We start from the raw sequence: 26,839 nt of genomic DNA on the forward strand, positions 1-26,839 counted from the left end.
ATTTTGAACTCCCACTATTTATTATTTAGCTTTTTCTGTTACTGTTTTACTATCTTCTAATATGTCACTTTCAATGTAAATACGATGCCATACCATAAATGTTAAGACAGTCCATATTTTTCTGGAGTTATCTCTAACACCAGCACGATGTTCATCCAATAAATCTATGAAATATTGTTTGTTAAAAAATTCATCTGTTTGAGAATCATTAATAATTTGTTTAGCCCAGTCATACATTTCGTCTTTTAACCAAAAACGAATAGGCACAGGGAAACCTAATTTTTTACGATTTAAAACATGGTCAGGAACGATACCTTCAGCAGCTTTGCGTAAAGCATACTTGGTTGTTCCATGTGCAATTCTCAAATCTGCAGGCACTTCAGAAGCAACTGCAAAAACTTCTTTATCCAAAAATGGTGTTCTCAATTCTATGCTGTGTGCCATTGTTGTACGATCGGCATTATGCAATAAATCTCCATTTAACCATGTATGCATATCAATAAATTGCATTTGATCTATTTTATTGTAATCTTTTGATGCATTATAATATTGGCCAGTAATACTTTGGAATGGATGATTTTTATTATAGTCTTTAAAGAATGCTTCTTTTTCTTTTTCATTAAAAATAAAAGCATTACCAACGTAACGATCCTCCATTGGTGTCGTGCCTCGAAGAAGGAAACTTTGTCCACGCATCCCTTTAGGCATCATTTGAGCAATTTTATTCAACGCACCATTAATTGGTTTAGTGTATTTAAATCCTTTTAATGATTCAGGTTCATGATAAATAGTGTAACCACCAAATAGTTCATCAGCACCTTCACCCGTCAATGCAACTTTAACACGTTTTCTGGCCTCTTTAGCAAGGAAATATTGAGGCACAGCAGCCGGATCAGCCAAGGGATCATCCATATTCCAAATAAAATGTGGAAAAGCCTTCATAAATGCTTCAGCCGTAATAACAGAACTAAAATTAGCGACATTTAATTTTTCTGCGGTTTCTTGCGCAACATCTATTTCACTATAGCCTTCACGTTCAAATCCAACTGAAATTGTTTCTAATTTTGGATTTAATTCTTTAGCAATAGCAACAATAATAGACGAATCAATTCCACCAGATAAGAATGAACCAACTGGTACATCGGCACGCATATGCTTATCAACTGAATCAATTAAGACGTCTTTAATACGTTTAATATATGTCTCTTCTGGACGAACTACTGGATGAAATTCGGCAGAAAAATATCGTGTAATGACTGGCTTCTCGCCTAATTTTTTCGTTAAATAATGTCCAGGTTGTAACATATCAATTTCTTTAGTTAACGTTTCTGGTTCTGGTACAAATTGGAATGTCATATAATCTTGAAGTGCATCTTTATCAAATGTCTTATTTTTTAAAACTTTATAAATAGCTTTACTTTCCGAACCATAATAAAAATTGTCATCTGCTATAGCGTAATAAAATGGTTTAATCCCAAATTGATCACGGGCAGCAAAAAGTGTTTTTTCTTGCGTATCCCAGATAACAAATCCAAACATTCCGCGGAATTGCTTAACAGCTTCTGCACCGTACTTAGCATACATACCTAAAATGACTTCTGAATCAGAATCTGTTTTAAATTCATAACCATCAGCAACTAATGCTTCACGTAGTTCAATATAATTATAGATTTCACCGTTGAAAGTTAACCAGTAACGTTCATTTTCATATGAAAGTGGTTGGTGTCCGCCTTCTAAATCAATAATACTTAATCTTCTAAATCCCATTGTTATATCATCATCACTAAAATAACCTGAATCATCAGGACCACGGTGAACAATCATTTTTGTCATATTATGAACAATTTTATCGTAATCATCATTGGTATTTTTTTGTCTGTCGCTCAATACACCTGCAAATCCACACATATTTTCATCCCTCATTTTCATAAAAATCAATGTCTTATATTATAGATGATTCTACCATATATTTCAATTTAGGTTACAGTTATGTTTACTATTATAGCGTATTTGAACTAATCTTAACAACTAGATGTCTGAATTAACGAAAGCTTAAAAAATTTGGTATACTATGTATTATGTTATTCGAATAAAGGGGACTTTGATATTGATAGAATATTATACATCAACTGAGTTAGGTACAATTCAAAAAATAAAAGAATACAGTAAATCATGTTGGATTAACGTTACAAATCCTTCTGAAATAGAAATAAATGAACTTATTAAAAAGTATGCTATACCACGAGACTATATGACCGCTATTTCAGATGATCAAGAAAATTCAAGAACTGAAGGATTGTCTCAAAATATTGTTCCTGACTTAGTCTTAATGCAGTACCCTCATCGCATTAGAAACTCGCTAGGCTACTTAGAATACCAAACGTTTCCTTTTTCAATTATCTTAGCAGATGATGCAATAATTACAGTCTCAAATAGTGAACCAGATTTTATCAGTAAATTTATCGCGGATAGTCCAATTCATCAAATTAAAACGATAACATCGGATCAATTCACTTTGAAATTACTTTGGTATCTATCACAAAGTTTTGTCGTTGCGTTAAAATCTATCATTCAAGAAACCGAAAATTTAGAAAAATCACTTGCTAAAGCAACTAAAAATGAGCAATATTATCAAATGATGTCAATGCAAAAAAGTTTAGTTTATTTTGATGCTGCTTTAAAGAAAAATAATCCAGTACTTCAATCTATGGTTGACTCAAATGAGCATTTCAAACAAAAGGCAACTGATGATTTACTCACAGATGTTTTAATCGAGAACCAACAAGCCGAAACAATGACAAGCATTCAAACTAAAATATTAGAGAATTATGGTGAAATGGTTTCATCAGTTATTTCAAACAATTTAAATATTATCATGAAGGTCTTAACGTCGATGACGATTATTTTAACGATACCAACAATCGTTGGCGGTATGTTCGGCATGAACGTATCCCTTCCTGGTGCAGACACTCATTTTTCATTCTGGTGGTTACAATTAATCACGTTAATAATTTGTTTATTAACTGCTTATTATTTAAAGAAAAATGACTACTTTTAAGTTGACATTTTACTTATAAAAAAGTTATAGTTACACTATTAGATTTGAGAGGGTGGGTAAAACATGAAGAAAAAGAAATCTACATTCCAAAAAATCACAATGTTTGTCGTGTGGTTAATGATTCTTGTAACAGTCGGTGGTGTCGTTTTAACCGCAGTTATGTCAATCGCTTAATTTAAAAATAAAAATTTTAAAGGTTCCCAGCTTAATTAGCTAGGAACCTTTTTTATAAAAAAAGGCGGATTATTATATCCGTCTTTTTCTGTCTATTCTATTTAGCTAGGAAGATTCCTGGACTTTTTTTAAGTATGATACTAAGTATCAAGGTAGCAATAATCATGTTAATAATCATACTCCCACCATTGACAACTGCTGAGTACACAACTGGAGAAAGCCCCCATTGAACATATTTTGACCAAAAAATGATACCAGCCATAAAATGAGCACTGTATTTTAGAAATACAGCTATTAAAATCGCAAAAGTCAGTGATTGTATGGCACCACGCATATTTTTAGTACGCAACTGACTTAAAAAACGAGCAGAGAATAACCCAGAAAATCCTAGTACCAAATTAGCAACTGGATACTCTAAGATAGCCTGAACCGGCGTTAATACAAACGCAGTTCCAATTAAAATAGGTAATATACCATATAGTAACCCAATAATTAATCCCATTTTTAATCCGCGTCGTAAACTGTATACCACAATAGGTAACACACCTAGTGCAATATCAATATTTGGCGGATTAGGAACAAATGATAGCGCCATTGCTAAAGCGGCCATAACGACCCCTTCTAGTAATATCAATAATTTTTTTCTTTCCAACAAAAAAACCTCCTTTGACTTAGTAAACCAAGCACAAAGAAGGTGTTAATCTTCTACACACAATTCCTACGTTTGCATTAACAAACAGGTTCCAAGGGTCTGAATTTCTTCACTCTCAGCCAAAATTAATCGGCTCCCCTTTGTGTTGGTCTCCGATTAATAATATCGCATACATCCTGAAAAACGTCAAGCGTTTCCATTCCTATAATATCGGTGAAAGAAGTCTTGAAAACTGTTGCTTAAATTTCAACCAATGTGATTGATCATTAAAATACCTTTTCGTTAAAAGACTACTTTGTTCCATATCAGTTTCAAAAATTGTTTTAAGTGTGCTTGCCACACCTACATCATAAATAAATGCATTCGCTTCAAAGTTTAACTTAAAACTTCTAAAATCAAAATTAGCTGAACCAACGGATGCAACCATTTCATCAATTACAACTGTTTTAGCGTGTAAAAATCCATTGTTGTATTGATAAATTTCTACACCAATATTCGTTAGATCTTTCGCATAATACTGTGTAGCACGATAAACAAAGGCATGATCTGGCATACAAGGAATCATAATTCTAACCTGAACGCCTGAAGATACCGCAATATCTAACGCTTCTATAACAGAATCATCTGGAATTAAATAAGGTGTTTGAATATAAATATATTTTTTAGCTGAATTAATTAACTTAATATAACCTTTTTTTATTTGTTCAATTTCTGAATCAGGTCCACTAGAAACAATTTGCATGTTAACTTTACCTTTTGTAACAGTTTGTGGAAAATAACTTGACTGGTAATTAATCTGATTATTTCTCGCAGTTGCATTCCAATCCATAATGAACCTACTTTGTAGTGATCCGACAGCGTTTCCAAATACGCGAATATGTGTATCTCGCCAGTTACCAAATTTCTCACTTTCACCTAGATACTGATCACCGACATTGAATCCACCGATGTAACCGATTTTACCATCAATAACGACAATCTTTCTATGATCTCTAAAGTTCAAACGAAGATTTGAAAATGAAAAATGTGAACCCAGAAAGGCTTCTGCTTTACCGCCCAATTCCTCAAGATGTTTGAAGAATTTTTTAGTAGTTCCCTTTGATCCCAATGCATCATAGATGATTCTAACTTCAAGACCTTCATTTGCTTTCATTTCAAGTAACGTCAATAGTTCATTTCCAATATGCCCATCTTCGAATGCATAATACTCAACATGGATATGGTGTTTAGCTTTACGAATGTCTTGAAATAACGTCTTAAACTTATCATGCCCATCAATAAATAACTGAACCTCATTCTTCTTAGTTAAAATAGATTTCTCTATTTCTAAAAACATATGCATGATTTCGTTTACATCATCAGTATATTTACCGCTTGTTGTTAATTCTCCTCTGGCCCATTCTTCTTTTTGTTGATCTACTAATTGGTCAACACCCATACGACCCTGTGTTTTAATATCAAATATTTTTTCTTTTGAAATTTTCTTACCAAAAAAAAGATAAATTAAAAATCCAAAAATAGGTATACCTATCAAGACAAGAAGCCATGCCCATGTTGCAGCAATATCACGTTTTTCTCTAAAGACGGTCACAATTGCCGCTAACAAGTTCAATAAAAAAACAAGTAGCACACCAATATTTACATATGTCATATAGTCCCTCCAAAATTAATTATTTTGAATATTATTATTTTCACCAAACCATTTTTGATTTAATTCTTTTAGATAACCTTTGTTTTGCAACTCTGTTATTGCCCTATTAATTTTTAATTGCATTGTTGTATCAGATTTTCGCATACCTACCGCAAAATCTTCAGTTTTAAAATTACCATTTATCACGTTATATGCATTTGAATTCGACTGATGCTTAATAAAGTAGTTCGCATAGACATCATCAATTAAAAGTCCTTGAATTCTATCTGCATTTAAATCGATAAAAGCATTATCAAATGAATCATATTGAACAGGTTCTTTATCTTTAATATTATCTTTTAAAATATCTGGATGCAAATTTAAGCTATCAAATCCAGCTGAACCACTTTGAACACCTAAAATTTTTTGTTTCATATCAGAAAAAGAATTAATTTCACTTGATTTTTTTGTTACTAATACTTGCTTGTTCGTTAAATATGTACGACTGAAAGCAACATTCTTAGCACGTGCAGTTGTTTTTGTATACCCATTCCAGATTAAATCAATTGTCCCATTTTTTAATTCCGTTTCTTTCATAGACCAATCAATTGTTTGGAAATCAACTTGAATATCATATTTTTCAAAAACTTTTTTTGCTAAATCAACATCATATCCTACTAAACTACCATCTTTTTGTCTGAATGTCATTGGCACAAAACTATCATCAATTCCGATAACAACGGTACCCTTTTTTTGAATTGATTTCCAACTATCAACCGAATTCATTGATTGGCTACTATTGCTACAGCCAGCTAATCCTATAAACATCATCATAAATAATATTGTAAAAACAATTTTTTTTTCTAATTGATTCATTTATTATCCTCTAATCTTCTAGCGGCTTAACTTTTAATAATTTATCCGCAATATTTTCAGCAAATGGTACATCATGTGTCACTATTATTTGAGTCATTCCGTCTACTTTCAACGATAATATTAAATTCTCTACTTCCTGGCGTAGTGCTGGATCAAGTGCTGAAGTTGGTTCATCATAACACAAGATTTTAGGATTCATCGCTAATGCACGTGCAATTGCAACTCGTTGTTTCTGCCCACCTGAAAGTTGGTAAGGATATAAATGCCCTTTATTTCCGAGAGATAAGCGATCTAATAATTTTTGTGCTTCTTCCTCGGCCTGGACTTTATTACGATTTAAAACTAATTTTGGAGCTAACGTTATATTATCTAACACTGAAAGATGAGGGAATAATTGAAATTCCTGGAATACTACCCCAATAACACTTTCGTTCGTATTATTACGATATGGATCAAATGGTGAGGCATCAATTAGAATATCTCCAGAATCAATTGATTCTAACCCACTAATACATCTCAATAAAGTCGTTTTTCCACCACCAGATGGACCAACAATACTAACAATTTCACCATCATTAACTGTTAAATTAATATCATCTAAAATTAATCGTTTTCCATAATACTTTTTAATATTTTTTAACTCTAGCATAGAATTACTCCTTATTTGTAATAACTATAATGTTTTTCAATTTTCTTCAAGACAAGTGTAAATATAGCTGTTAATAACAGATAGATTGCCCCAACCATCAATAGTGGGACGAGTGTTACATCACGACTCGTCGCTACGTTACCGGCTCTTAATAAATCGCCTAACCCAATAACATATACTAAACTTGAATCTTTAACTAAATTAATAATTTCATTTCCAATTGAAGGTAAAACGATCTTGAACACTTGTGGAATAATAATTGTCCTAATAGTTTGCCAATATGATAGACGCAATACCTTTGCACTTTCATATTGACCTTTAGGAATCGATTGCAATCCACCCCTAAATATTTCAGCAAAATACGCACCATAATTCAAAATAAATGCAAATAATGCCGCATCGTATCGACCGAATACAATATGAATATGGAACTGTTGTAGTGTTGGTAGTCCATAAAACACAAAAATTAATTGTAGTAGCAGTGGTGTTCCTCGCATTAACCAAACATAAAAATTCAAAAAATACTTAATTGGTTTTATTTTTGAAATTAATCCTAATCCGACAATTAAACCAAGTGGAATCGATCCAATGATCGTCCAAAAAAATATTTCTAACGTTAATTTAGCACCATCTATTAATGATGGCAAAATTTCTAATATATAAGTCATTACATTATCTCCCTTTAGTTAAATAAAAAAATCCTCTCAAGCCAAATCAAATTGACTCAAGAGGACGATAGCCGTGGTGCCACCTCAAATTCATATTTTTCTCACGAAAAATAACTTATGTAGATTAATAAAAATGAGTATAAAAAAACTCTATAGTCATTATTGACTATAGAGGGCGACGAATCGCGGTACCACCTCAAACATCATTAAATTCTCACAAATTTAATCTTAACGAGTTTATTAAACTACAGCTATAACGGGCTTATCCCGGACTTCCCTAATTAACTAGTTTAGGAAATCAACTCGCAGATGTGTTTCAGACTTAAGAACTGTATCTTTTCAGCAATCGATACTCTCTTTAAAAGTTTGTTTAAGCCTTAATCTTCTGTTCAACGTTTTTCTTAATTGATAATAATTTAGCATACTGTCATTAACATTGTCAAGAATTAGTCTTTCTTAAACCATGAACCCATTTTTTTCCAAAAACCTTTTTGAGGCTGTTTTATTGTCATCAAGGGCACTGTTTCCCCTAGTAGTCGACGTGCTACATTACGATAACCTAATCCAGCTGGATTTTTAGAATCTAAAACAATTGGTTCACCATGATTTGATGTACTAATAACAGCATCGTCATCAACAATAATTCCTAATAAATCAATAGACAAATGACGTGTAATCTCATCAACATCCATTGCTTGACCATCTTCCATCATTTGACGACGGATACGATTAATAATTAATTTTGGTTGTTGTAATAATGGATTTTGCTCTAATAAACCTACCACGCGATCTGCATCACGAACCGCAGAAATTTCAGGCGTTGTTACAATAATAGCCATATCTGCACCAGCAATAGCATTCATAAAACCTTGCTCAATTCCAGCTGGGCAATCAATAATAACATAGTCAAACTCTTCTTTTAATTCATCAACAATTGCTTTTACTTGTTCAGGAACTAATGCTGATTTATCAGTATTTTGTGCAGCAGGTAATAAGTATAAATATTCGTTAAATCTCTTATCTTTAATGAGTGCTTGGTGTAACCGTGCACGACCCTCAGCTACGTCTACAATATCAAATAAGATACGGTTATCAAGACCTAAAACAACGTCTAAATTACGCAAACCAATATCTAAATCCATTAGAACAACCTTTTTTTCAAGAAGTGCTAATGCAGTTCCAATATTTGCAGATGATGTTGTTTTACCAACACCACCTTTACCAGATGTTACAACAATTGCTTTTCCCATCTTTAATATCCTCCAGCATGATTAAATAATTTTGGTCGAAGTGACTTTAATTCATCTCGATTGCCATAATCTATAATATGTAAATCATTAACATAGATTACAGTATCTTGACTGTTTGTTACTTTTTCATCATCTATAATATCAACTAATTCACCAATTCGTACTTGTGAAGCAGCTGAAACATCGCCCACAATAATGCTATCTGTATTATTGTTAAATCCAGCATGAATGACACCTTGAACTTCACCCATAACAAAAATATTACCAGCAGCTCGTAATTGACCACCCTGATGTAATTTACCTAAAAATAAAATATCACCTTTTAAATCAACTATTTGTCCACTTCGAATTGTTAGATAGCATAAATGAACGTTGTCATTTTCTTTTAAAATATTAGCATCTTCTATGGTCATTACTTCAGATTCGATTTTGTGTACTTTAAAATTACGGTATTCAGAAATAATTTTTTCGATTTTTTGCTTTTCATCTGCTGAAAACAATCGATTTTCTGTTTTAATATCAAACGAAATAACCGTTTCATCAGCATTCTTTTTTTCAGCACTTAAATTATTAAATAATTCTCTAAGTTCAACCAAAATTTTATCAAATCCGAAATCCTGTTTAAGAATAATTTCATAACCATCTTTATAACCTTTTAAAATAACACCTTGCATCTACGTTCACCCCTGAATTTTAATTATATCGGTTACTTAAATTCATTAATTTTGATATTGGATAGTACAAAATAATAAATACCACCAGATTAAAAGCTAAAGTTGGTCCAAACGAAGTACTAACGAATGTTGTTACAGATTCATTAGCAAATCCAATCATCTCATTGACTGCATAATACGAAACTTCTAAAACTGCCAAATCAATAAAATAAATGAGTAATATCACAATAAAAGATGGTTCGAAATATTGATATGCTATTTTAGTTAAATAAACAATTAATGGTAACAAAATCATATAAATACCCAAAATACCGGCATAATAACTATCAAATGCTAGACCAACACCAAACGCCCATAATTCAAGATGCTTATTATCTGAGTAAAAGATACCCATTATCAACCATAACAACAACAGGTGACTAACCATGATAGTCGTTTGTGATTGTAACTGTTCCATAAAAACAAATTGTATTGTACCATCCAAAAAAAAGGAAATAATAAGTCCTAACGGAAAAATATACTGTCTATTTTTATTTCTCATCTAATCTCACCTTCTAATCCAACGTCTGAGCAACTGTTACAACCGTTAGGTCACTCAAATCAACTGCAGGTTTGATATAAATTTTAGAAGCAAGTCCATAATCACCTTGCTCAACTTTAGACACAACACCAACATTTAAACCCTTTGGTGTTGTGCCTCCAAGACCAGATGTGACAACAGAATCACCTTTTTTCAAGGCTTTCTTAGAAGTAATTTGACCCATAATTAATAAATTATCTGTTTTATCATAGTCAGTAATTAAACCATTAATAATATCATCGTTTGAATTATTTACTTGAACTGCAAATCTATTAGCAGAATCATTAGTAGTCGATATTAATTCAACTTTACTATTTGTTTTATTAACTTCTATAACACGACCAATCAATCCAGAACCAGCCATCACTGGTGCGTTCTTTTTAACACCAGACGCACTACCTTTACTTATCACAAGTTGATTTAGCCAACCAGAAGGTAATCGCGTTAAAACAGATGCATTAATTGAAGTATAATCAGTCAATGTACTGTCCAATTTTAATTCCTTTTTCAGCTGTTTATTCTCATTTTTAACAGTGTCTGATTCCACTTGAACTTGTGCTAATTTATCAACTTGTTTTTTTAATTTTTGATTTTCTTGATATGTATTTAAAAGATCAGAAATACCAATAACTGAACTTTTTAAGCCATTTGCAGGATAACTAACTGCTCTATCAAATAGACCAACAACATCATTACCAAATTCTTGAATGAGCGGTGGTGTTGATTTTTTATTTCTAACGGAAACTGAAAATGAAATTAAACTAAAACTCACAATAATGGCTATTAAAATGATGATTAGTCTTCTATTTGAAAAAAATTTCTGCATGTTCGCTATCCTCCACTTACCTTATAATTAACTAAAAAATTAAGAGGCTGGATAAATAAACCACCAACCTCTTCATTTTTAGCTTATGTGATTTTTAAAATCTATCTTTTCTTCATGACGTCGATACTTTTTAATGATTCACCTGTACCAATTGCAACACAGTCGAGTGGTTCATTAGCAATAAAAACAGGCACTTTTGTAACTTCAGAAATAACTTCTGATAGGTTTTTTAATAATGCACCACCACCTGTTAATACAATACCATGGTCAATCACATCAGCAGCAATTTCTGGAGAAGTTTCTTCCAATGTTTCCTTAATAGCAGTAATGATTTCAGCAATAGATTCTTGAATAGCAACTGCAATATCAGTTGCTTTTACAGTAACTGTTTTAGGAAGACCCGTAATCAAATCACGTCCTCTGATAGTTGTATCTTCAATTGATGCAGCATCTTTAACTGATGCAGATGCAACGTCCATTTTTAATTGTTCAGCTGTTCTTTCACCAATCAATAAATTAAAGTTTTGACGAATATATGACACAATTGATTCATCCAATTTATCGCCAGCCATTCTGATAGAACGGCTTGAAACAATACCACCTAATGAAATTGTAGCAACATCTGTTGTTCCACCACCGATATCAACAACCATATTACCCGTTGGATCCATCACTGGTAATCCAGCGCCGACTGCTGCAGCAAATGGTTCTTCAATAACGTAGGCGTCACGCGCACCGGCAACACGAGTTGCATCAATAACGGCACGTTTTTCAACTTCTGTAACGCCACTAGGAACACATACCATTACATAAGGTTTACCTGCAGATTTACCTAAAGCTTTTTGAATGTAATATTTCATCATAGCAACTGTTGTGTCATAATCAGCAATTACACCGTCTTTCATTGGGCGAATAGCCACAATGCTACTTGGTGTACGACCGATCATTGCACGAGCATCTTCTCCAACAGAAACAATTTCATCAGTTTTAACATTTTTAGCGACGACTGAAGGTTCACGTAAAACAATACCTTTTCCCTCAACATACACGATTGTATTAGCTGTTCCTAAATCAATTCCTATATTCTTTGTTCCAAATCCAAACACAGTCTTTCTTCCCTTCATCGTCAGCCTTCTAGGCGCTTTTATTCGTAGTATTTACATTATATCATAATCAAAAGTGAGATTTCATTCAATATTTACTAATTTTTATTAAGTTTATCTTAAATTATTATAAGGTAATTAATTTTGAATCCATAATCTTATTAAGTTTATCATATCTAATTTCATAGAACAAGAGAGCACCCTTGATAATCAAAGGACGCCCTCTTCTTTCATACTAAGATATTTAGTATTACCCGAAATAATATGATCTAACAGCTCAATTCCCATAAGAATACCACATTTTTCAACTCTTTTAGAGAAAATAATATCATTCTTAGATGGTGTCACATGCCCACTCGGATGATTATGGACCAATATAATTTTAGCTGCACCATATTTTAATGCAACTGCAAAAATATCTCTTGGATGGACCGTTGCTGAATTCAAAGTTCCAATGAACAATGTCTCTTGTTTTACAATTTGATTTTTTGTATCCAAGAATAATCCAATTAAAAACTCTTGGTTTAATCCACCTAACTCAGCAACCATTCTAACCCCAGCATCATGACTTGAACAGATTTGTCCACAAATAAAATGAGGTTCACTGTTGATTCGTGTTCCCAGTGTAACAATAGCTTGTAATTGTAATGCTGTAGACTGATTATTCCCATCCATCAATAACTGATAATCTTTTAAACAACATTTTTTTAGTTGGCTTAAAGATTGGTAACGTGAAGAAAAATTATTAACACACTTTCCAACATCATTAGGGTTCGTTAATAATAAACTAAAAACAACCGTCAAAAGCTCTTTATCTGATAAATTATCACATTGATACTTTTGGATTTGTTCCAGTAGATATTCATTTGAGCAACTAGAAATAAGTGACATGGTGATTCCTCCTATTTTTTATTAAATACGAGAAATTCACTTATTTAAATTATTCTGATACAAAATAACTACGAACCTCCGAAATAAAGTACAACGATCCTGTCACAAGTAATAAATCATCAGAAGACATTTCGCCAACACTTTGAACTAATGCCTCTTTCCAACTTTCTTGAATGGAGACATTATCAAACTTATTAACGTTGAAATCATCTATTTTGCTTACTAGACGTGGCCCTGAAAATTGAGTTAGTATAACTCGTACATGAGGAACTGCAGCTAATTTTTCCAGCATTTGTTTGCCTTGCTTATCCGCTAGTACTGCAAAAATAATTGTGATTTCTTTATCTTGAAAATGCGTTTTAAGCAACTGCGTAATCCGATCCACTGCTGCGCTATTGTGCGCACCGTCTAAAATAACTAACGGTTCATCATTTACTTTTTCAAAACGTCCTGGCCATCGTGTCTCTGAAATACCTTGCCTAATTGATTTAGGACTAATGGCCCATCCCTGAATTTCAGCAACCTTCTCAAAAGTAGCAATTGCTGTTGCTGCATTTTCATCTTGAAATTCACCTAATAATGGCACAGAAAGTTGTTTAATATTCAATTTATTCGACGTATACGTTAAAATTTCTTCCCATGATGATTTTGTTCCCTCAGATTTAGCATTAAAATCCACTCCTAATCGAAAAATAGGACTATTTTTTAATTTAGCCTCATTATTAATCACGCTAAAGACTTCATCAGTTACTCTACCAACGATAATAGGCCGATTACGTTTAATGATACCTGCTTTTTGTTGCGCTATCTTTTCAATTGTATTACCTAATATTTTCATATGATCTAGACCAATTGTTGTAATAACTGAAATAATTGGATCAATAATATTAGTTGAATCATACTTCCCGCCTAAGCCCGTTTCAACAACTACAATATCTACAGGATTTATGCTGCCAAAGTATACAAACATCATTGCAGTAATAATTTCGAATTCAGTTGGTCCCCCCTCAAAATCGGCTAGTTCAATATCCATTCGATCAACAACTGGTTTCACGACATTTACTAAATGTAAAAGGGCGGTATCATCAATCATCTGTCCATTTAAGGAAATACGTTCATTAAATTTAACAATGAATGGTGAAGTATAAGTTCCTACATTCAACCCTTGTGCAATTAATAATTCACGTAAAAATGCAACTGTTGAGCCCTTTCCATTCGTTCCAGCAACATGAATCATCGCGATATTACCTTGTGGGTTATCTAAGCGTTCCATAAATGCTCGCATTCTATTCAAAGATGGACTTTTTTTAAATTTTGTTCGCCCATGAATAAAATTGAGTGCCTCTTCGTAAGTTGTGATCAATTTTCCGTCCCGCTTTCTAAAAAAAATAGACTTATCTCAGGTATATTGTACCCGAAATAAGTCTATTTTGTTAGATTAAACTTCTGCTTTTAAATCAGAAATTCTTTCCTTAGTTGCTGTTAATTTAATTTGGTAATCTGCTAATTTTTCTTTTTCTTTTGTAACTACTGCCTCAGGTGCACTAGCAACAAACTTTTCATTGCCTAATTTTTTAGTTCCACGCACAACTTCAACATCAAGTTTTTTAACTTCTTTTTCCAAACGAACAATTTCGTCATTCAAATCAATTAGTTCAGCAAGTGGCATATAAATCTCTGCTCCCGTAATTACAGACGTCATTGCTAGCTTAGGAGCAACAACATTTGAACTGATTTGAAGTTCCTTAGGATGACAGAATCGTTGAATAAATTCTTGATTGTCTTCAAAAATAATCTTTGTTTTTTCATCAGTTGTTTTAATCAATAAATCAACTGCACTGGACATAGGTGCATTTACTTCTGCACGATTATTTCTAACAGCACGAATTAATTCAATTAAATTGTTCATATCAATAACTGATTGTTCATCTTCAAATTCTGGATGAACCACTGGGTAATCTGCAACAACAATTGATTCCCCTTCATGAGGCATTGTTAACCAAAGTTCTTCAGTTACAAATGGAATAATTGGATGAAGCAATTTCAATGTTTGATCTAAAACATAAGCCAAAATTTGTTGTGTATTTTGCTTAACTGTCAGATCTTCACCATTAAGATTTTCTTTACTCATTTCAATATACCAATCACAGAAGTCATTCCAGATGAAATTGTATAGAGCACGACCAGCTTCACCAAATTCAAAGACATCAAATAAGCGTGTAACTTCAGAAACAGTTGTATTTAATCGGCTTAATATCCATTTGTCAGCAAGCTGCCATTCTGATTTAGCTGGTAATTCAATTTTATCCACACCATCTAAATTCATAATAACAAATCGACTAGCATTCCAAATTTTATTAATAAAGTTCCAAGAAGCATCCATTTTAGTGTAACTAAAACGAACATCTTGTCCTGGTGCAGATCCATTAGATAGGAACCAACGAAGTGCATCTGCTCCATACTTTTGAATAACGTCCATTGGATCAATCCCATTACCAAGTGATTTACTCATTTTACGGCCATTCTCATCACGAATTAATCCATGAATCAAAACGTGTTCAAATGGACGTTCATCTGTAAATTCTAAGCTTTGGAAAATCATTCGTGATACCCAGAAGAAGATAATATCATATCCTGTGACAAGCGTATTAGTTGGGAAATAACGTTTAAAATCAGGTGCATCAGTATTTGGCCAACCCATTGTTGAAAATGGCCATAAAGCACTTGAAAACCACGTATCTAAGACATCATTATCTTGTTCCCAATTTTCGATATCAGTTGGTGCAACCTCACCAACGTACATTTCGCCAGTTTCTTTATGATACCAAGCTGGGATTTGATGTCCCCACCATAATTGACGTGAAATAACCCAATCATGAACATTTTCCATCCACTGTGTAAATGTATTTTCAAATCGTTCTGGGACGAATCCAACTTTGTCATCCCCTTGTTGGAATTTCAAAGCTTCTTCTGCGAGTGGTTTCATTTTAACAAACCATTGTGTTGATAAACGGGCCTCAACTTGAACGCCAGTTCTTTCAGAATGACCAACACTATGTGTAATTGGATCAATCTTAATCATTAAGTCCTCAGCTTCAAGATCTTTAACAATTGCTTTACGTGCTTCAAAACGGTCCATGCCAACATATTTACCAGCATTTTCGTTCATTGTTGCATCTTCATTCATTGTATTAATACGAGGTAAGTCATGGCGATTACCTACTTCAAAGTCATTAGGATCATGAGCAGGTGTTATTTTAACCATCCCTGTCCCAAATGCCATATCAACATAATGATCTGTAATAATAGGAATTTCTTTGTTAACAAGTGGTAGAATGACTTTTTTACCAACAATATCTTTGTAACGATCATCATCAGGGTGAACAGCAACAGCGACATCGCCCATCATCGTTTCTGGACGTGTTGTCGCTATTTCAATAAATCCAGAACCATCAGCGAATGGATATTTAACATGATAAAAAGCACCTTCATCATCTTGATGAATGACTTCAATATCTGATAAAGCGGTTCTTGCTTTAGGATCCCAATTAATAATGTATTCGCCACGATAGATTAATCCTTTATTATATAAATTAACAAAGACTTTTTTTACGGCATCTGACAAGCCGTCATCTAATGTGAAACGTTCACGACTATAATCGAGTGATAATCCCATTTTAGCCCATTGCTTATGAATAACATCAGCGTATTCATCTTTCCAATCCCAAACTTGTTGTACAAATTTCTCACGGCCTAAATCATAACGCGTCACACCTTGTTCAGCTAGTTTAGCTTCAACCTTTGCTTGTGTTGCAATTCCAGCATGGTCCATTCCTGGTAACCAAAGCGTATCAAAGCCTTGCATTCTTTTTTGTCTAATTAAAATATCTTGTAATGTTGTATCCCAAGCATGGCCTAAATGTAATTTACCAGTAACATTAGGCGGTGGAATAACGATTGAATAAGGTTTTGCTTCTGGATTAGCATTAGGTTTAAATAAATCTTTTTTCAACCATTCTTCATAACGGCCAGGTTCAACCTGACTTGGATCATATTTTGTTGATAATTCAACTTCTTTTGTCATGAGTTCTCCTTTTCATCTATCAATTTTATTTTAGGCATAAAAAAACACCGTCATCAAAAAACATTTCTGTTTTAGGACGACAGTGCCGTGGTACCACCTAAATTGGGTTTTAACCCCTCTTAATTACTTTTTAACGAACAATAATGTCCGGTTATTCCTACTTAATTTCAGAATAACGACTCCTGAGCTACCACCATAATGTCTAATTAAAATGTTTCAGCCTAGCATTTTATCTCTGAAATGACTGGTGTTCTCATTCTTTGTCTGTAGTCACATTTTAGCGTTTATTCTGAAAATCGTCAATATTTTATTTTTTTAATTCTTCAAGTAGTTTAGCGTAGTCTGGCTCATTTGAGATTTCCGTAACCAGTTCTTCATAAATAACATGTCCAGTTTCATCTAAAATGAAAACCATTCGAGCCATATGACCAAATTCCGGAACATCTAATCCAGTAACTTTCGCAAAATTCCCCTTATCTGCATGAAGCAATTGTAAATTGTTTACACCCTCAGCGGCACACCAATTTTTTTGATCTTCTTTTGAATCATCAGATACGGTAATAAATTCGATATCTCTAAAATTATCTGCTTCCATATTAAAACGTTTTGTTTCTATACTGCAAACACTTGTCGTAATACTTGGAACAACACTTAATACTAATTTTTTACCTGTACTTTTAGGTAATGTTACAACTTGATCATTTTCATCGTACGCATTAACTGTAGGAAAAACTTCCCCTACTTTTGGTGCTTCCCCAACTGTATCCATTTCACTACCATGACGAGTTACTTTCATAATTGACCACCCTTTCTTTATTTATCTCTATCTTACTCAATTACTGTTTAAGAAGCGACTTATTTGATTGGACAAAAAAAGATTAGACCGATTTGTCTAATCTTTTAAAGTGCTACTATAGTAATTCTGCGAATAATTCACTATTTTCATTTAAATATTCTTCGCCAACACGAATCTTGCTAACCTTGACACCTGCCAATGCACGTTCCATTAAGCCATCGATATCCAAACGAGCTTCAAATTCCCTTGAACGGTCTAAACGAGGCTTTGTTTTAGGTGCTGGTGGGGCAAAAATTGTACAACAATCTTCAAATGGTTTAATTGAAAGTTCAAATGTATCAATTTTTTTAGCAACATCAATAATTTCATTTTTATCCATTGAAACGACTGGTCGAATAATTGGCATTGTTGTAACGTCATTAATTGCAACCATGCTTTCAAGTGTTTGAGAAGCAACTTGGCCTAATGATTCTCCATTAAAGATTGCTAATCCACCACGTAATTCGGCAATTTTTTCAGTTAAACGTAACATGAAACGACGTGTTATGGTCATTAAATATGGTTCTGGTACATCATGTTTAATTTGCTCTTGAATCTCAGTAAAAGGAACTTCAATAAATTGAATCGTTCCAACATAAGGTGTCAATTTAACTGTTAGTTCTTTAGCCTTAGCTAAAGCTTGTTCACTTGTATATGGTGGACTGAAGAAATGAACCATCTCCATTGAAACACCACGTTTCATACCAAGGTACCCTGCAACAGGCGAATCAATTCCACCTGATAACATTAACATCCCTTTACCAGCAGTACCAACGGGTAAACCACCAGCACCCTGACGCGTTTCAGAAGATAAGAAAATCCCATTTGAACGAACTTCAACACGTAAAATAATATCAGGCTGTTTCATTTTAACAGTAATGCCAGGCACGTGATCTAAAATCCAGCCACCTAGTTCGTCATTCAACTCATTAGTATCTAATTCAAAATCATGATCAGAACGACGTGTGTTAACTTTAAATGTTGTCCCTTCAACAAATTGCTCACTAATCATTGCTACAGCTGTTTCTTTAACTAAATCCATATCTTGTTCAACGCGAATTGCAGGTGAAAAATTTTGAATCCCAAAAACCTGTGATAAACGTTGCATAACTAATTCGCTGTCGTCACCGTTTAAATTAATGTGCATCCGATCACGATTTGCTTTAACAACTAAATCATCAAAACCATGTAAACTATTTCGAACGTTTGTTCCTAGGCGATCAATAAAGTTCCTCTTATTTTTTCCTTTTGTTGATAGTTCGCCATAACGAACCATTATCTCTGTATATTGCATGTCGACATCCTCTCATTATTTAGAATTAATTTTTTCAAATTTATGATACAAAATATCAAAAATACGATTAAATTCTTTTGCTTCTTCTAGCGTATTATTTCCATCAAAACTGATTCGAACGGCTGATTTAGCAAGCGGTTCTGGCACATTCATTGCTAATAATGTGCCAGATGCTTGATTTTTCTTTGATGAACAAGCACTTGTAGTTGAAATATATATTCCTTCACTTTCAAATGCATGAACAATTGATTCGCCACGAACACCCTCAATTGCAAAACACAATATATGTGGCGCAAAATTTGATTGTAATTTTGAAAAAGTTGTAATCTTATCAAACTTACTAATATGGTTGAAAACTAATTCTTTAACAGCTTTTTGTTTCATCACCATCTTAGTTTCATCTGTTAATAATAATCGCAATGCTCTTGCCATGCTAGCAATTGCAGGTACATTTTCAGTTCCGCTACGTAAGTTATGTTCTTGTCCACCACCTGTAAGAAGTGGTTCAATGTGACGACCTCTTTTACTGTAAATAAACCCTACTCCACGTGGCGCATGAAATTTATGCCCAGAGAACGTTACAAAATCTACTCTGTCACTCATAAAAGCTTCTTGCACACCTTTACCAATGGCTTGAACAGCATCCACATGAAAATGAACTGTTGGATAATCTTTTAGTACGTCCCCAATTTCAACTAAAGGCTGAATGGTTCCAATTTCATTATTAACTGCCATAACTGAAACTAAAATAGTATCAGATCTCAAAGCAGCCTTTAAATCATCAATACTAATTCGCCCCTCATCATCAACTGGCAAATAGGTAACCTCAAAACCAAGCTGTTCCAGCTGAGCCATTGTATTCATAACAGCAGGATGCTCAACGGTTGTCGTAATTAAGTGCTTACCATGGTTCATTTTTGCCATAGCCGTTCCTTTAATTACCCAATTGTCACCTTCAGTTCCACTTCCAGTAAATAATATTTCATCTTCAAATACATTTAATAAGCTTGCGATCTGTTGGCGTGACTGCTCTAATAAATTATGAGCTATCTCACCTAAGTTATTTAGGCTAGATGGATTACCCCATACTTGGTCACTAACTTTATTATATGTATCTAAAACTTCGGGCGTTATTTTTGTTGTTGCGCTATTATCAAAATAAATCATTAGTTACCTTCTTTTCTGAAAAATACTTTTCTCATTATAATATACTTCGTACCAGATTGACACTTTTTATTCATCCCTGGTGTTTCTTTATAGAATATAAAAGTGGCGACTGAACAAATTAATGCCCTAGTCCCCACTTAATATAGTTACTATTCAATTTCAAAGCTGTCTTCCATATTATCATAATATTGTTTCTCTATTTTTTTATATGAACCAGGCTCTACTTTATCTAATGCAGTCGCAATTGTTTCCAAACTAGCTGCATAATTAAAATCATTATTAAATAATTGCTTTGCCTTTTCAAATGCAATTGCAATCTCTTCATTCGAATTTCTAAATCTATTCGCATATTGTAGTAAACTCTCAGATAACGATGCACTATCAATAAGATCGTGTGTCTTATCTTCTAAACTTTCAAGATCTGCTTCAATATCGATAATTTGTTTTGCAATTTTTTCAATGTTAATTCTTAATTTACCAATTGCTACTTCAACTTCTTCAATTTCATCACTAACAACATAGAAAAAATCTAAGTAATCATTAGGTAGTCCTGGAAGATTAACCTGTTCAACTTGTCTTTTAATTTGATGTAATTCAATATCAAATCTTTGAATTGTTGCGCTGGCCTTTTTTTCATTGCTACGTAAATCCTGAATACTAGCATCAATTTTTTGTTGTTCAGATTCAATTTTTTCTAACAACTTAGAGTTTTGTTCAACTCGCTCAGCCATCTCGCTATAAATTGCTTCACCAGAATCAATAACCGCTTTATCAGTATCATGTTGTGCATCAATGTCCCTAATTTGTTGATTTAATTTTTGCGCGTCTTCTAATTCATTATGACTTAATTCATAATTTTGACCCAATCTATCTAATTCAACTAAAAGCATTTGACTTTGTTTTTCAGCATGATCAATGAATTTACGATAACTTTCTTCTTGCTTTTCTATCTTATCTTTTGCGGCCAACTCTTTTTCCATAACATCATATAAATAATCAATTTGATTAGCCATGTCATTAACTGCAACAATTGTTGACGCTACTTCTAGGTTCTCTAATTTAAGTAATGTTTCGTCAACACGTGTTTGAATTTCGTCTATTTGTTTAGGGATGTCATCCCCCACTGGAAAATTATAATTTTCATCCGTTAATTTCATGTAACCAGATTGTAATTCAGCAAGTTGATCTGGAAATTCGTTCTTCAAACTTTTATATAGTGGTGGAATCTCATCAAGAATCTTTTCTAACGAAGTTGTATCTTCTCTTAACTTACTTAAAACTTTTTCAGCCGTATCATGATCTCCAGCACTCGTTAATGTTGAAAAACGGTCAAAATCATCTTCAAGACCAGTTAGTTTATCCTCAAGTTTATCGATACTAGGTCCATACGAAAAGTTCTTTGATAATAATGTTTTACGTAAATCCTGATATTTTTTTTCAAGTGAATCAACAGCTTGATGATTACTTTCATCACTTTCTTTCAACGACGTTAATGCTTTTTCAATCCCTTTAAGTGTTTTTTCACTTGAAATTAATTTTACTTCTATTTCTGCCGCTAATTGACGGTTAGAAAGAAATTGATATTTCGAGTTTGCTTCATATGCTTCATTAATTTGTGTCGAAATTTTAGGCAATTTTGCATTTTGCACTTCTTTAAAGTCTGATTGTAATGCTGAAAATGTTTTAAGACTTTCACCTGTTAACCCCAAATCCTTCGTTAACTGAAGCTGTTGTTCAACTTCAGAATGAGCAATAACCTTTACTTGATCACGAAATGTTTCGAATTTTTTTTCATTGCGTTTCTGAAGAAAAAACGCTGTTGCATAGATAATAATGGCTACTACTATTATTCCAACAAAAATCTGTGTCATATCCTAATCCCGCCTTTAGCTTACTAAAATTTATATTTACTTTTCACATTCAAATTTTATGCTTCTAATCATTATATCATAGACCTTTAAAGCGTTCACTAGCTTTTATCTATTATTTATAGAAATTAATGTTATTAATTATATACATTCTTTTTATTATGTAAACAAACGTGAAAACAAATTGACATTAGTTTAAAAAGACAGTATGATGAGTCTTGTGTAAAATAATGCAGCGGTGGACGGTAAGCTCGTCAACAGTTTGTTGCCCAATTGTCTTGGTTCAATTAGTACCCTTTCAGCTGCAAAGGTGAACATTGCAAAACAAACTGCACGAATACTAAGTTCACAAAGGATTATTTTACTCCAAAACAAATATTGGAGGAATTTATATATGTCACGTTATACTGGCCCAAGTTGGAAAGTTTCACGTCGATTAGGTCTTTCTTTAACAGGTACTGGTAAAGAATTAGCTCGTCGTCCTTATGCACCCGGTGATCATGGTCAAAACAATCGCCGTAAATTATCAGAATATGGTTTACAATTACGAGAAAAACAAAAACTTCGTATGATGTACGGTTTATCAGAACGTCAATTTGCTAACTTATTTATTAAAGCTGGTACAATTCGCGAAGGTAAACATGGTGTTAACTTCATGATCTTACTTGAAGGTCGTTTAGACAACGTTGTTTATCGTTTAGGTTTGGCTTCTACTCGTCGCCAAGCTCGTCAATTGGTAAACCATGGTCACATTACTGTTGATGGCAACCGCGTTGATATTCCTTCATACGCAGTTGAAATCGGTCAAGTAATCTCATTACGTGAAAAATCAAAGAGTTTACAAATTGTTAAAGACGCAATGGAAGCATTAGTTGGCCGTCCACAATTCGTACAATTTGATGCTGATAAATTAGAGGGTTCATTAACTCGTTTACCAGAACGTGAAGAACTTGAAGCAGATATCGACGAATCACTTATCGTTGAATACTACAACAAATTATAATTTCAAATTAAAAAACATCTCATTCTTAATGAGATGTTTTTTTTGTCCATATTTTATAGATTTCAATTAGTGGCAGTAATGTATTTTTCAAGTCGTTTAGTTGTTTATATTCATTTAAGCTAAAAAACTCATCTTCAATAGCTAAATTCTGTCCAATCAATAGTTCTTTAGTTTGTACACTACTCCACTTTTGACTATCAGTAAGTGTTATTGTGTTTGCTAAAGTACCCGTCTCTTTATTTGTATGATCCACTGACCACACGAAAGTATCTTCTAGTTTCTGAATCATTATTATTGATTCAGAAACGCCCTCTTCATACAAGCTTTTGTCTTTAATATCTGCTAATGCAGATAACCAGATAAATAACCGATCATCCCAATAACCAATTTCAAAATGTGGCATCATTTTATAGCCACGTTTATTCTCGCTAAAAGCCATCCAAGTATCAGGCGGTGGATTTTTTGATCTTCTAGCATGTTTTGCAATGTGCAAATACATTTTAATTCCTAATTGTTCTTCTAAAAAAGGTAGTAGTTCAGCTCCCACCTTTTCGAATTTGGGATCAATAATTGTCTTTATTTTTTTTAATCGTCCGTCTAATGTTTGATCTTTAAAAATTAAAAAATCATCTTTTATAAACATTTCGCTCTCTCCTTTTGTATCAAACATGGTATGCTAAATTCATAACTTACTGAAAGGTGGTCAACTCCATGACTGAAAATAACTTAGATCCACATCTTCAATCTGGCCTTTACGGAACACCTCAACTTCATCCCGATGAACAAAGAAAGTACTTAGGGACATTTAGAGAGCGGGTCAGCCTAGCAATGACTGTTGCTGAGGTAACAGCATCTAAAAATATGGCTGGATTTGAAAAAGAACTACTTGAACATCCCGACTATCATGTTCTACTTAATGGTACAATTGATCAGAATATATTAGCCCCATACATCACCTTAACGCATAAGCATGATGTTAAATTTACATTAACATCAAATAATGATACTCCTGATGGGGTTGAAATTATGGGGCTAGTTGTCGCTTCTGAAAAAAATGCGATTAATGAATCTGTTATTGATATTAATGAAAAATATCCAATTATACAAGTTGAAACGCCAGAAAAGAAAAAATCATTTTTTGAAAATTTATTCGATTAGCATAAAAACTTAAACTAACACTTTTATATTAAGTGTAGTTTAAGTTTTTTATTTGGTTTCTAAAATCTTTACTATTTCATTAGCAATAGGCTGGTTATCTCCAAAATTAGGAAACGAATTTATCGATAAATCAGGAGCCGTTTCAATTGAAAGAACGGTTAAAGCATCCCTATGTCTATAGTCATATGCTATATACAAGTTAGGAATAACCACATCAACTGCCCCCATCGTCATTTTTAAACGTTTTGCATAACCTTCAATTAACGCTATATATGATTCGTCCATTTGATTGCTAACTTCATTTTGATTTGCACCCGAATAAAAATTACTATCATATCTAATGATTGCTTCAGACCCTCTTGAAATAACAGTTGATTCAGTAATACCTTGTGATGCTATTGTTTGATGTTCAACTTCTGACAATTTAAGCGGATACCATGGACCTTGACTAGTACGTTCTACTTGTGCATTTTTTATTGTAATTAACTGTGCCAACGTCTTTCGTCCATCGCCAACTACACTAACTGGTAATCTTTCAACAATACCCTTTACATGGCCACCTACAATCATAAATCGATAGACTGACCCAACAGTAATTTCTTCAATTAAAACTTGTGTATCAATTGATAAGATACGTTTAACGGCTTCTTTATACTCGCTTAACGTCGGAGCCACTCGAAATACATGTGTTGCTTGACTGCTCTTTATGAATCTTGGCTTAATAACTAATGCTTTGTTGACTACATCTGCATAATAGTTCATAGCTTCATCTAAAGTGTGTACATTAATACTACTAGGAACTTTAATATCAAGGTTGCCCAATATTTTTTTAGTTGTTTGCTTGTCATATGCAATTTTGTTTAAAACACTGGTATCTAAATCAGAAATTACCCCATTTTGCAGAAGATGTCCGTTCACCCGTATGACGTCCAAATCACTGTCAACAAGATCAAAATAAGACCCTCTTTTTATCAACGCTGCTAAAATAAGCTGCGTATTTTTCGAGTAACAGTTAAAGCCAATCAATGAACTTAACTGTGACTGATACTTTATCTTATTAGATTTTGCTTGTTCCATTGCAAAATCAGCCAACGATTTATTAATATCTTCATCAACTATCCTTGCACTCAGACTCAATTCAGGTCGTTCAAATTGTAATTTAAATTGAACTAATGTATCCTCTAAATTTTTATCTAGATAAAAATTATCATTAAATAAAATTAATTCGTTCAGCAGTTTTATTGCAGCATTTTTAACAATCGAGGTTGTTTTAGGGTCTTCTATTGCCACCTCATTTTTTAATTGTTTCGCTTTAAATATAATATCATCAACTTCATTTTCTGCCATATCTGGCGTCATTAGAAAGTAAGCCGCTAATAATTGAATAAACTTAATTGTGTCACCTTGAATACCAACACGAGAAAATGGATCAACATCAAATCCACGGAGTTCAATATAATTAACACCAGATGAAATTAATGTATCTTCCTTTTTAGTAGCTGATTTAAATTGTACATCTCCATAATATTCAGAAAATGATAACAATTTACCATTCTGGACCATCTTATTAAGTGACGTAACGTATGAGTTAATTGATCGATAAGAAGCTTGAACTGAACTATCAATATTGGTATAGCCAAATTCACTGTTTCTAACACTTCTAACCGGATGACAAGCATTATAATTAGTACTTTCAACAATTGGTGTTGCTCCAAACAAGTAAGTTGTAAGCCAACTCTTTTCCATAAATTTGCGTCCAATTTTTAAATAGACGTAATTATGAAATTCTATATAAGAATTAAAATAACTATGAAACTCAGAATCAAATAAAATCTGAATTACTTTTTCTGGAAAGCTAAAATTAAGATGTACAGACGTAAAAAGTTGACGTTTTTTTCCATACTTTTCTGCTAATTTATTTCGGTATATAAATCCTAATTCATCTGGATGCGCTATTCTTACTTTAGATTCATCCACTGGTAATTTAGGAATTGAACTCAATGGCCATAACTGTTCATCACTATCCAATTCTTGTGTTGCGACTTGTTGAATGGCATCTAGATAGTTAATAACATTATCAGCCCCCTCAATTGGTGGCGTGATAAATTCCATTTGTGATTCGCCAAAATCTGTTTTTATATAAGGATGTTTAAATCTATCTCCTAATGATTCAGGATGATCAGTTGAACTCAGCACTCCCGTATTCTTCACTCTTTGAGTTTCTCGCTCTAATCCTATCAACGATTTTCTAAGTAGAGGTGCGAGCTTTTCTTCCTGAATTTGTAATCCGATTGCATCTAGTTTCATATCATTGTGCCTCCTCATTTGTCTATTACATTGTACCAAATATTTGAATTAATCCTTCATATTTGCAATCCATTGTGCCAATTAAATTTATG

General features: G+C 33.1%; 24 protein-coding genes, 1 riboswitch and 2 other annotated features. Of the genes, 4 read left to right on the forward strand and 20 right to left on the reverse strand.

The annotated features are described in order from the left end of the window. Window positions 1-21: 21 nt before the first annotated feature. On the reverse strand, window positions 22-1,908 hold the full coding sequence (gene asnB, locus AC1RPN_RS05525) for an asparagine synthase (glutamine-hydrolyzing) (protein WP_481761723.1): 1,887 nt from the start codon (window positions 1,906-1,908) through the stop codon (window positions 22-24). A 199-nt stretch (window positions 1,909-2,107) separates the two neighbouring features. On the opposite strand from asnB, the gene AC1RPN_RS05530 reads away from it, so the two are divergent. Together AC1RPN_RS05530 and AC1RPN_RS05535 are read left to right on the forward strand one after the other, a co-directional pair. Further along, the gene (locus AC1RPN_RS05530) at window positions 2,108-3,058 is read left to right on the forward strand and encodes a magnesium transporter CorA family protein (protein WP_409022360.1); all 951 of its coding nucleotides are present in this window, start codon (window positions 2,108-2,110) and stop codon (window positions 3,056-3,058) included. A gap of 63 nt (window positions 3,059-3,121) precedes the next feature. Continuing rightward, window positions 3,122-3,232, forward strand: a complete 111-nt coding sequence (locus tag AC1RPN_RS05535; RefSeq protein WP_409022359.1) for a DUF4044 domain-containing protein — start codon at window positions 3,122-3,124, stop codon at window positions 3,230-3,232. Window positions 3,233-3,329: 97 nt separating this feature from the next. On the opposite strand, the gene thiT is transcribed toward AC1RPN_RS05535, so the two are convergent. The 17 genes from thiT to ezrA form a co-directional block, all read right to left on the reverse strand. Then, the gene (gene thiT, locus AC1RPN_RS05540) at window positions 3,330-3,884 is read right to left on the reverse strand and encodes an energy-coupled thiamine transporter ThiT (protein WP_481761674.1); all 555 of its coding nucleotides are present in this window, start codon (window positions 3,882-3,884) and stop codon (window positions 3,330-3,332) included. 46 nt (window positions 3,885-3,930) lie between these two features. Continuing rightward, window positions 3,931-4,034: riboswitch (TPP riboswitch) on the reverse strand. Window positions 4,035-4,086: 52 nt separating this feature from the next. Then, window positions 4,087-5,535, reverse strand: a complete 1,449-nt coding sequence (cls, locus tag AC1RPN_RS05545; RefSeq protein ID WP_481761673.1) for a cardiolipin synthase — start codon at window positions 5,533-5,535, stop codon at window positions 4,087-4,089. Window positions 5,536-5,550: 15 nt separating this feature from the next. Further along, entirely contained in the window at window positions 5,551-6,390 is an 840-nt protein-coding gene (locus AC1RPN_RS05550; RefSeq protein WP_481761672.1) for an amino acid ABC transporter substrate-binding protein, read from the reverse strand. Between the two features lie 10 nt (window positions 6,391-6,400). Further along, a complete protein-coding gene (locus AC1RPN_RS05555) occupies window positions 6,401-7,039 on the reverse strand; it encodes an amino acid ABC transporter ATP-binding protein (protein ID WP_409022355.1) in 639 nt (212 codons plus the stop codon). An 11-nt stretch (window positions 7,040-7,050) separates the two neighbouring features. Beyond that, window positions 7,051-7,707, reverse strand: a complete 657-nt coding sequence (locus AC1RPN_RS05560; RefSeq protein ID WP_409022354.1) for an amino acid ABC transporter permease — start codon at window positions 7,705-7,707, stop codon at window positions 7,051-7,053. Between the two features lie 168 nt (window positions 7,708-7,875). Continuing rightward, window positions 7,876-8,109: a binding site (T-box leader), on the reverse strand. A gap of 44 nt (window positions 8,110-8,153) precedes the next feature. Further along, entirely contained in the window at window positions 8,154-8,957 is an 804-nt protein-coding gene (minD, locus tag AC1RPN_RS05565) for a septum site-determining protein MinD (protein WP_409022353.1), read from the reverse strand. A 2-nt stretch (window positions 8,958-8,959) separates the two neighbouring features. Then, window positions 8,960-9,631 carry a septum site-determining protein MinC gene (locus AC1RPN_RS05570; RefSeq protein WP_409022352.1) on the reverse strand — a complete coding sequence of 224 codons (672 nt, stop codon included), beginning with the start codon at window positions 9,629-9,631 and terminating at the stop codon, window positions 8,960-8,962. 19 nt (window positions 9,632-9,650) lie between these two features. Next, complete coding sequence (mreD, locus tag AC1RPN_RS05575; protein ID WP_409022351.1) at window positions 9,651-10,172, reverse strand: rod shape-determining protein MreD; 522 nt, start codon at window positions 10,170-10,172, stop codon at window positions 9,651-9,653. A gap of 13 nt (window positions 10,173-10,185) precedes the next feature. Further along, window positions 10,186-11,037 (reverse strand): rod shape-determining protein MreC, encoded by an 852-nt coding sequence (gene mreC / locus AC1RPN_RS05580; protein ID WP_481761671.1) that lies wholly within the window; start codon window positions 11,035-11,037, stop codon window positions 10,186-10,188. A 101-nt stretch (window positions 11,038-11,138) separates the two neighbouring features. After that, window positions 11,139-12,143: a rod shape-determining protein gene (locus tag AC1RPN_RS05585; RefSeq protein WP_409022785.1), complete on the reverse strand. Its 1,005-nt coding sequence runs from the start codon at window positions 12,141-12,143 to the stop codon at window positions 11,139-11,141. A gap of 207 nt (window positions 12,144-12,350) precedes the next feature. Next, window positions 12,351-13,031 carry a RadC family protein gene (radC, locus tag AC1RPN_RS05590; protein WP_481761670.1) on the reverse strand — a complete coding sequence of 227 codons (681 nt, stop codon included), beginning with the start codon at window positions 13,029-13,031 and terminating at the stop codon, window positions 12,351-12,353. A gap of 49 nt (window positions 13,032-13,080) precedes the next feature. Beyond that, the gene (locus AC1RPN_RS05595; RefSeq protein WP_481761669.1) at window positions 13,081-14,394 is read right to left on the reverse strand and encodes a bifunctional folylpolyglutamate synthase/dihydrofolate synthase; all 1,314 of its coding nucleotides are present in this window, start codon (window positions 14,392-14,394) and stop codon (window positions 13,081-13,083) included. 75 nt (window positions 14,395-14,469) lie between these two features. Then, window positions 14,470-17,115 carry a valine--tRNA ligase gene (locus tag AC1RPN_RS05600; RefSeq protein WP_481761668.1) on the reverse strand — a complete coding sequence of 882 codons (2,646 nt, stop codon included), beginning with the start codon at window positions 17,113-17,115 and terminating at the stop codon, window positions 14,470-14,472. 69 nt (window positions 17,116-17,184) lie between these two features. After that, window positions 17,185-17,385 (reverse strand) — a binding site (T-box leader). Window positions 17,386-17,422: 37 nt separating this feature from the next. After that, entirely contained in the window at window positions 17,423-17,911 is a 489-nt protein-coding gene (tpx, locus tag AC1RPN_RS05605) for a thiol peroxidase (RefSeq protein ID WP_481761667.1), read from the reverse strand. Window positions 17,912-18,026: 115 nt separating this feature from the next. Further along, entirely contained in the window at window positions 18,027-19,244 is a 1,218-nt protein-coding gene (gene thiI / locus AC1RPN_RS05610) for a tRNA uracil 4-sulfurtransferase ThiI (RefSeq protein ID WP_409022345.1), read from the reverse strand. Window positions 19,245-19,259: 15 nt separating this feature from the next. Further along, window positions 19,260-20,411 carry a cysteine desulfurase family protein gene (locus AC1RPN_RS05615; RefSeq protein WP_481761666.1) on the reverse strand — a complete coding sequence of 384 codons (1,152 nt, stop codon included), beginning with the start codon at window positions 20,409-20,411 and terminating at the stop codon, window positions 19,260-19,262. Between the two features lie 149 nt (window positions 20,412-20,560). Further along, the gene (ezrA, locus tag AC1RPN_RS05620; protein ID WP_481761665.1) at window positions 20,561-22,282 is read right to left on the reverse strand and encodes a septation ring formation regulator EzrA; all 1,722 of its coding nucleotides are present in this window, start codon (window positions 22,280-22,282) and stop codon (window positions 20,561-20,563) included. A 391-nt stretch (window positions 22,283-22,673) separates the two neighbouring features. Here ezrA and rpsD point away from each other — a divergent pair, with 391 nt between their 5' ends. Beyond that, window positions 22,674-23,282, forward strand: a complete 609-nt coding sequence (gene rpsD / locus AC1RPN_RS05625; RefSeq protein WP_409022342.1) for a 30S ribosomal protein S4 — start codon at window positions 22,674-22,676, stop codon at window positions 23,280-23,282. 25 nt (window positions 23,283-23,307) lie between these two features. Here rpsD and AC1RPN_RS05630 read toward each other — a convergent pair whose 3' ends face one another. Then, entirely contained in the window at window positions 23,308-23,925 is a 618-nt protein-coding gene (locus AC1RPN_RS05630) for a DUF1054 family protein (RefSeq protein ID WP_481761664.1), read from the reverse strand. Between the two features lie 68 nt (window positions 23,926-23,993). Between AC1RPN_RS05630 and AC1RPN_RS05635 the strand changes: the two genes are divergently transcribed. Next, window positions 23,994-24,440, forward strand: a complete 447-nt coding sequence (locus AC1RPN_RS05635; RefSeq protein ID WP_481761663.1) for a YueI family protein — start codon at window positions 23,994-23,996, stop codon at window positions 24,438-24,440. Window positions 24,441-24,488: 48 nt separating this feature from the next. Here AC1RPN_RS05635 and gshAB read toward each other — a convergent pair whose 3' ends face one another. Next, complete coding sequence (gshAB, locus tag AC1RPN_RS05640; RefSeq protein WP_481761662.1) at window positions 24,489-26,747, reverse strand: bifunctional glutamate--cysteine ligase GshA/glutathione synthetase GshB; 2,259 nt, start codon at window positions 26,745-26,747, stop codon at window positions 24,489-24,491. Window positions 26,748-26,839: the final 92 nt, after the last annotated feature.

The organism is Dellaglioa sp. CoH-57-MRSF-20 (assembly GCF_056781955.1).

Excerpts from the sequence above, each read along its gene's own strand:
- minD (WP_409022353.1), bottom strand. The coding sequence starts at position 8,957 with ATGGGAAAAGCAATTGTTGTAACATCTGGTAAAGGTGGTGTTGGTAAA.
- AC1RPN_RS05555 (WP_409022355.1), bottom strand. The coding sequence starts at position 7,039 with ATGCTAGAGTTAAAAAATATTAAAAAGTATTATGGAAAACGATTAATT.
- AC1RPN_RS05600 (WP_481761668.1), bottom strand. The coding sequence starts at position 17,115 with ATGACAAAAGAAGTTGAATTATCAACAAAATATGATCCAAGTCAGGTT.
- ezrA (WP_481761665.1), bottom strand. The coding sequence starts at position 22,282 with ATGACACAGATTTTTGTTGGAATAATAGTAGTAGCCATTATTATCTAT.
- thiI (WP_409022345.1), bottom strand. The coding sequence starts at position 19,244 with ATGCAATATACAGAGATAATGGTTCGTTATGGCGAACTATCAACAAAA.
- AC1RPN_RS05535 (WP_409022359.1), top strand. The coding sequence starts at position 3,122 with ATGAAGAAAAAGAAATCTACATTCCAAAAAATCACAATGTTTGTCGTG.
- radC (WP_481761670.1), bottom strand. The coding sequence starts at position 13,031 with ATGTCACTTATTTCTAGTTGCTCAAATGAATATCTACTGGAACAAATC.
- AC1RPN_RS05615 (WP_481761666.1), bottom strand. The coding sequence starts at position 20,411 with ATGATTTATTTTGATAATAGCGCAACAACAAAAATAACGCCCGAAGTT.
- gshAB (WP_481761662.1), bottom strand. The coding sequence starts at position 26,747 with ATGAAACTAGATGCAATCGGATTACAAATTCAGGAAGAAAAGCTCGCA.
- AC1RPN_RS05560 (WP_409022354.1), bottom strand. The coding sequence starts at position 7,707 with ATGACTTATATATTAGAAATTTTGCCATCATTAATAGATGGTGCTAAA.
- tpx (WP_481761667.1), bottom strand. The coding sequence starts at position 17,911 with ATGAAAGTAACTCGTCATGGTAGTGAAATGGATACAGTTGGGGAAGCA.
- AC1RPN_RS05635 (WP_481761663.1), top strand. The coding sequence starts at position 23,994 with ATGACTGAAAATAACTTAGATCCACATCTTCAATCTGGCCTTTACGGA.
- mreC (WP_481761671.1), bottom strand. The coding sequence starts at position 11,037 with ATGCAGAAATTTTTTTCAAATAGAAGACTAATCATCATTTTAATAGCC.
- AC1RPN_RS05550 (WP_481761672.1), bottom strand. The coding sequence starts at position 6,390 with ATGAATCAATTAGAAAAAAAAATTGTTTTTACAATATTATTTATGATG.
- mreD (WP_409022351.1), bottom strand. The coding sequence starts at position 10,172 with ATGAGAAATAAAAATAGACAGTATATTTTTCCGTTAGGACTTATTATT.
- rpsD (WP_409022342.1), top strand. The coding sequence starts at position 22,674 with ATGTCACGTTATACTGGCCCAAGTTGGAAAGTTTCACGTCGATTAGGT.
- AC1RPN_RS05570 (WP_409022352.1), bottom strand. The coding sequence starts at position 9,631 with ATGCAAGGTGTTATTTTAAAAGGTTATAAAGATGGTTATGAAATTATT.
- cls (WP_481761673.1), bottom strand. The coding sequence starts at position 5,535 with ATGACATATGTAAATATTGGTGTGCTACTTGTTTTTTTATTGAACTTG.
- asnB (WP_481761723.1), bottom strand. The coding sequence starts at position 1,908 with ATGTGTGGATTTGCAGGTGTATTGAGCGACAGACAAAAAAATACCAAT.
- AC1RPN_RS05630 (WP_481761664.1), bottom strand. The coding sequence starts at position 23,925 with ATGTTTATAAAAGATGATTTTTTAATTTTTAAAGATCAAACATTAGAC.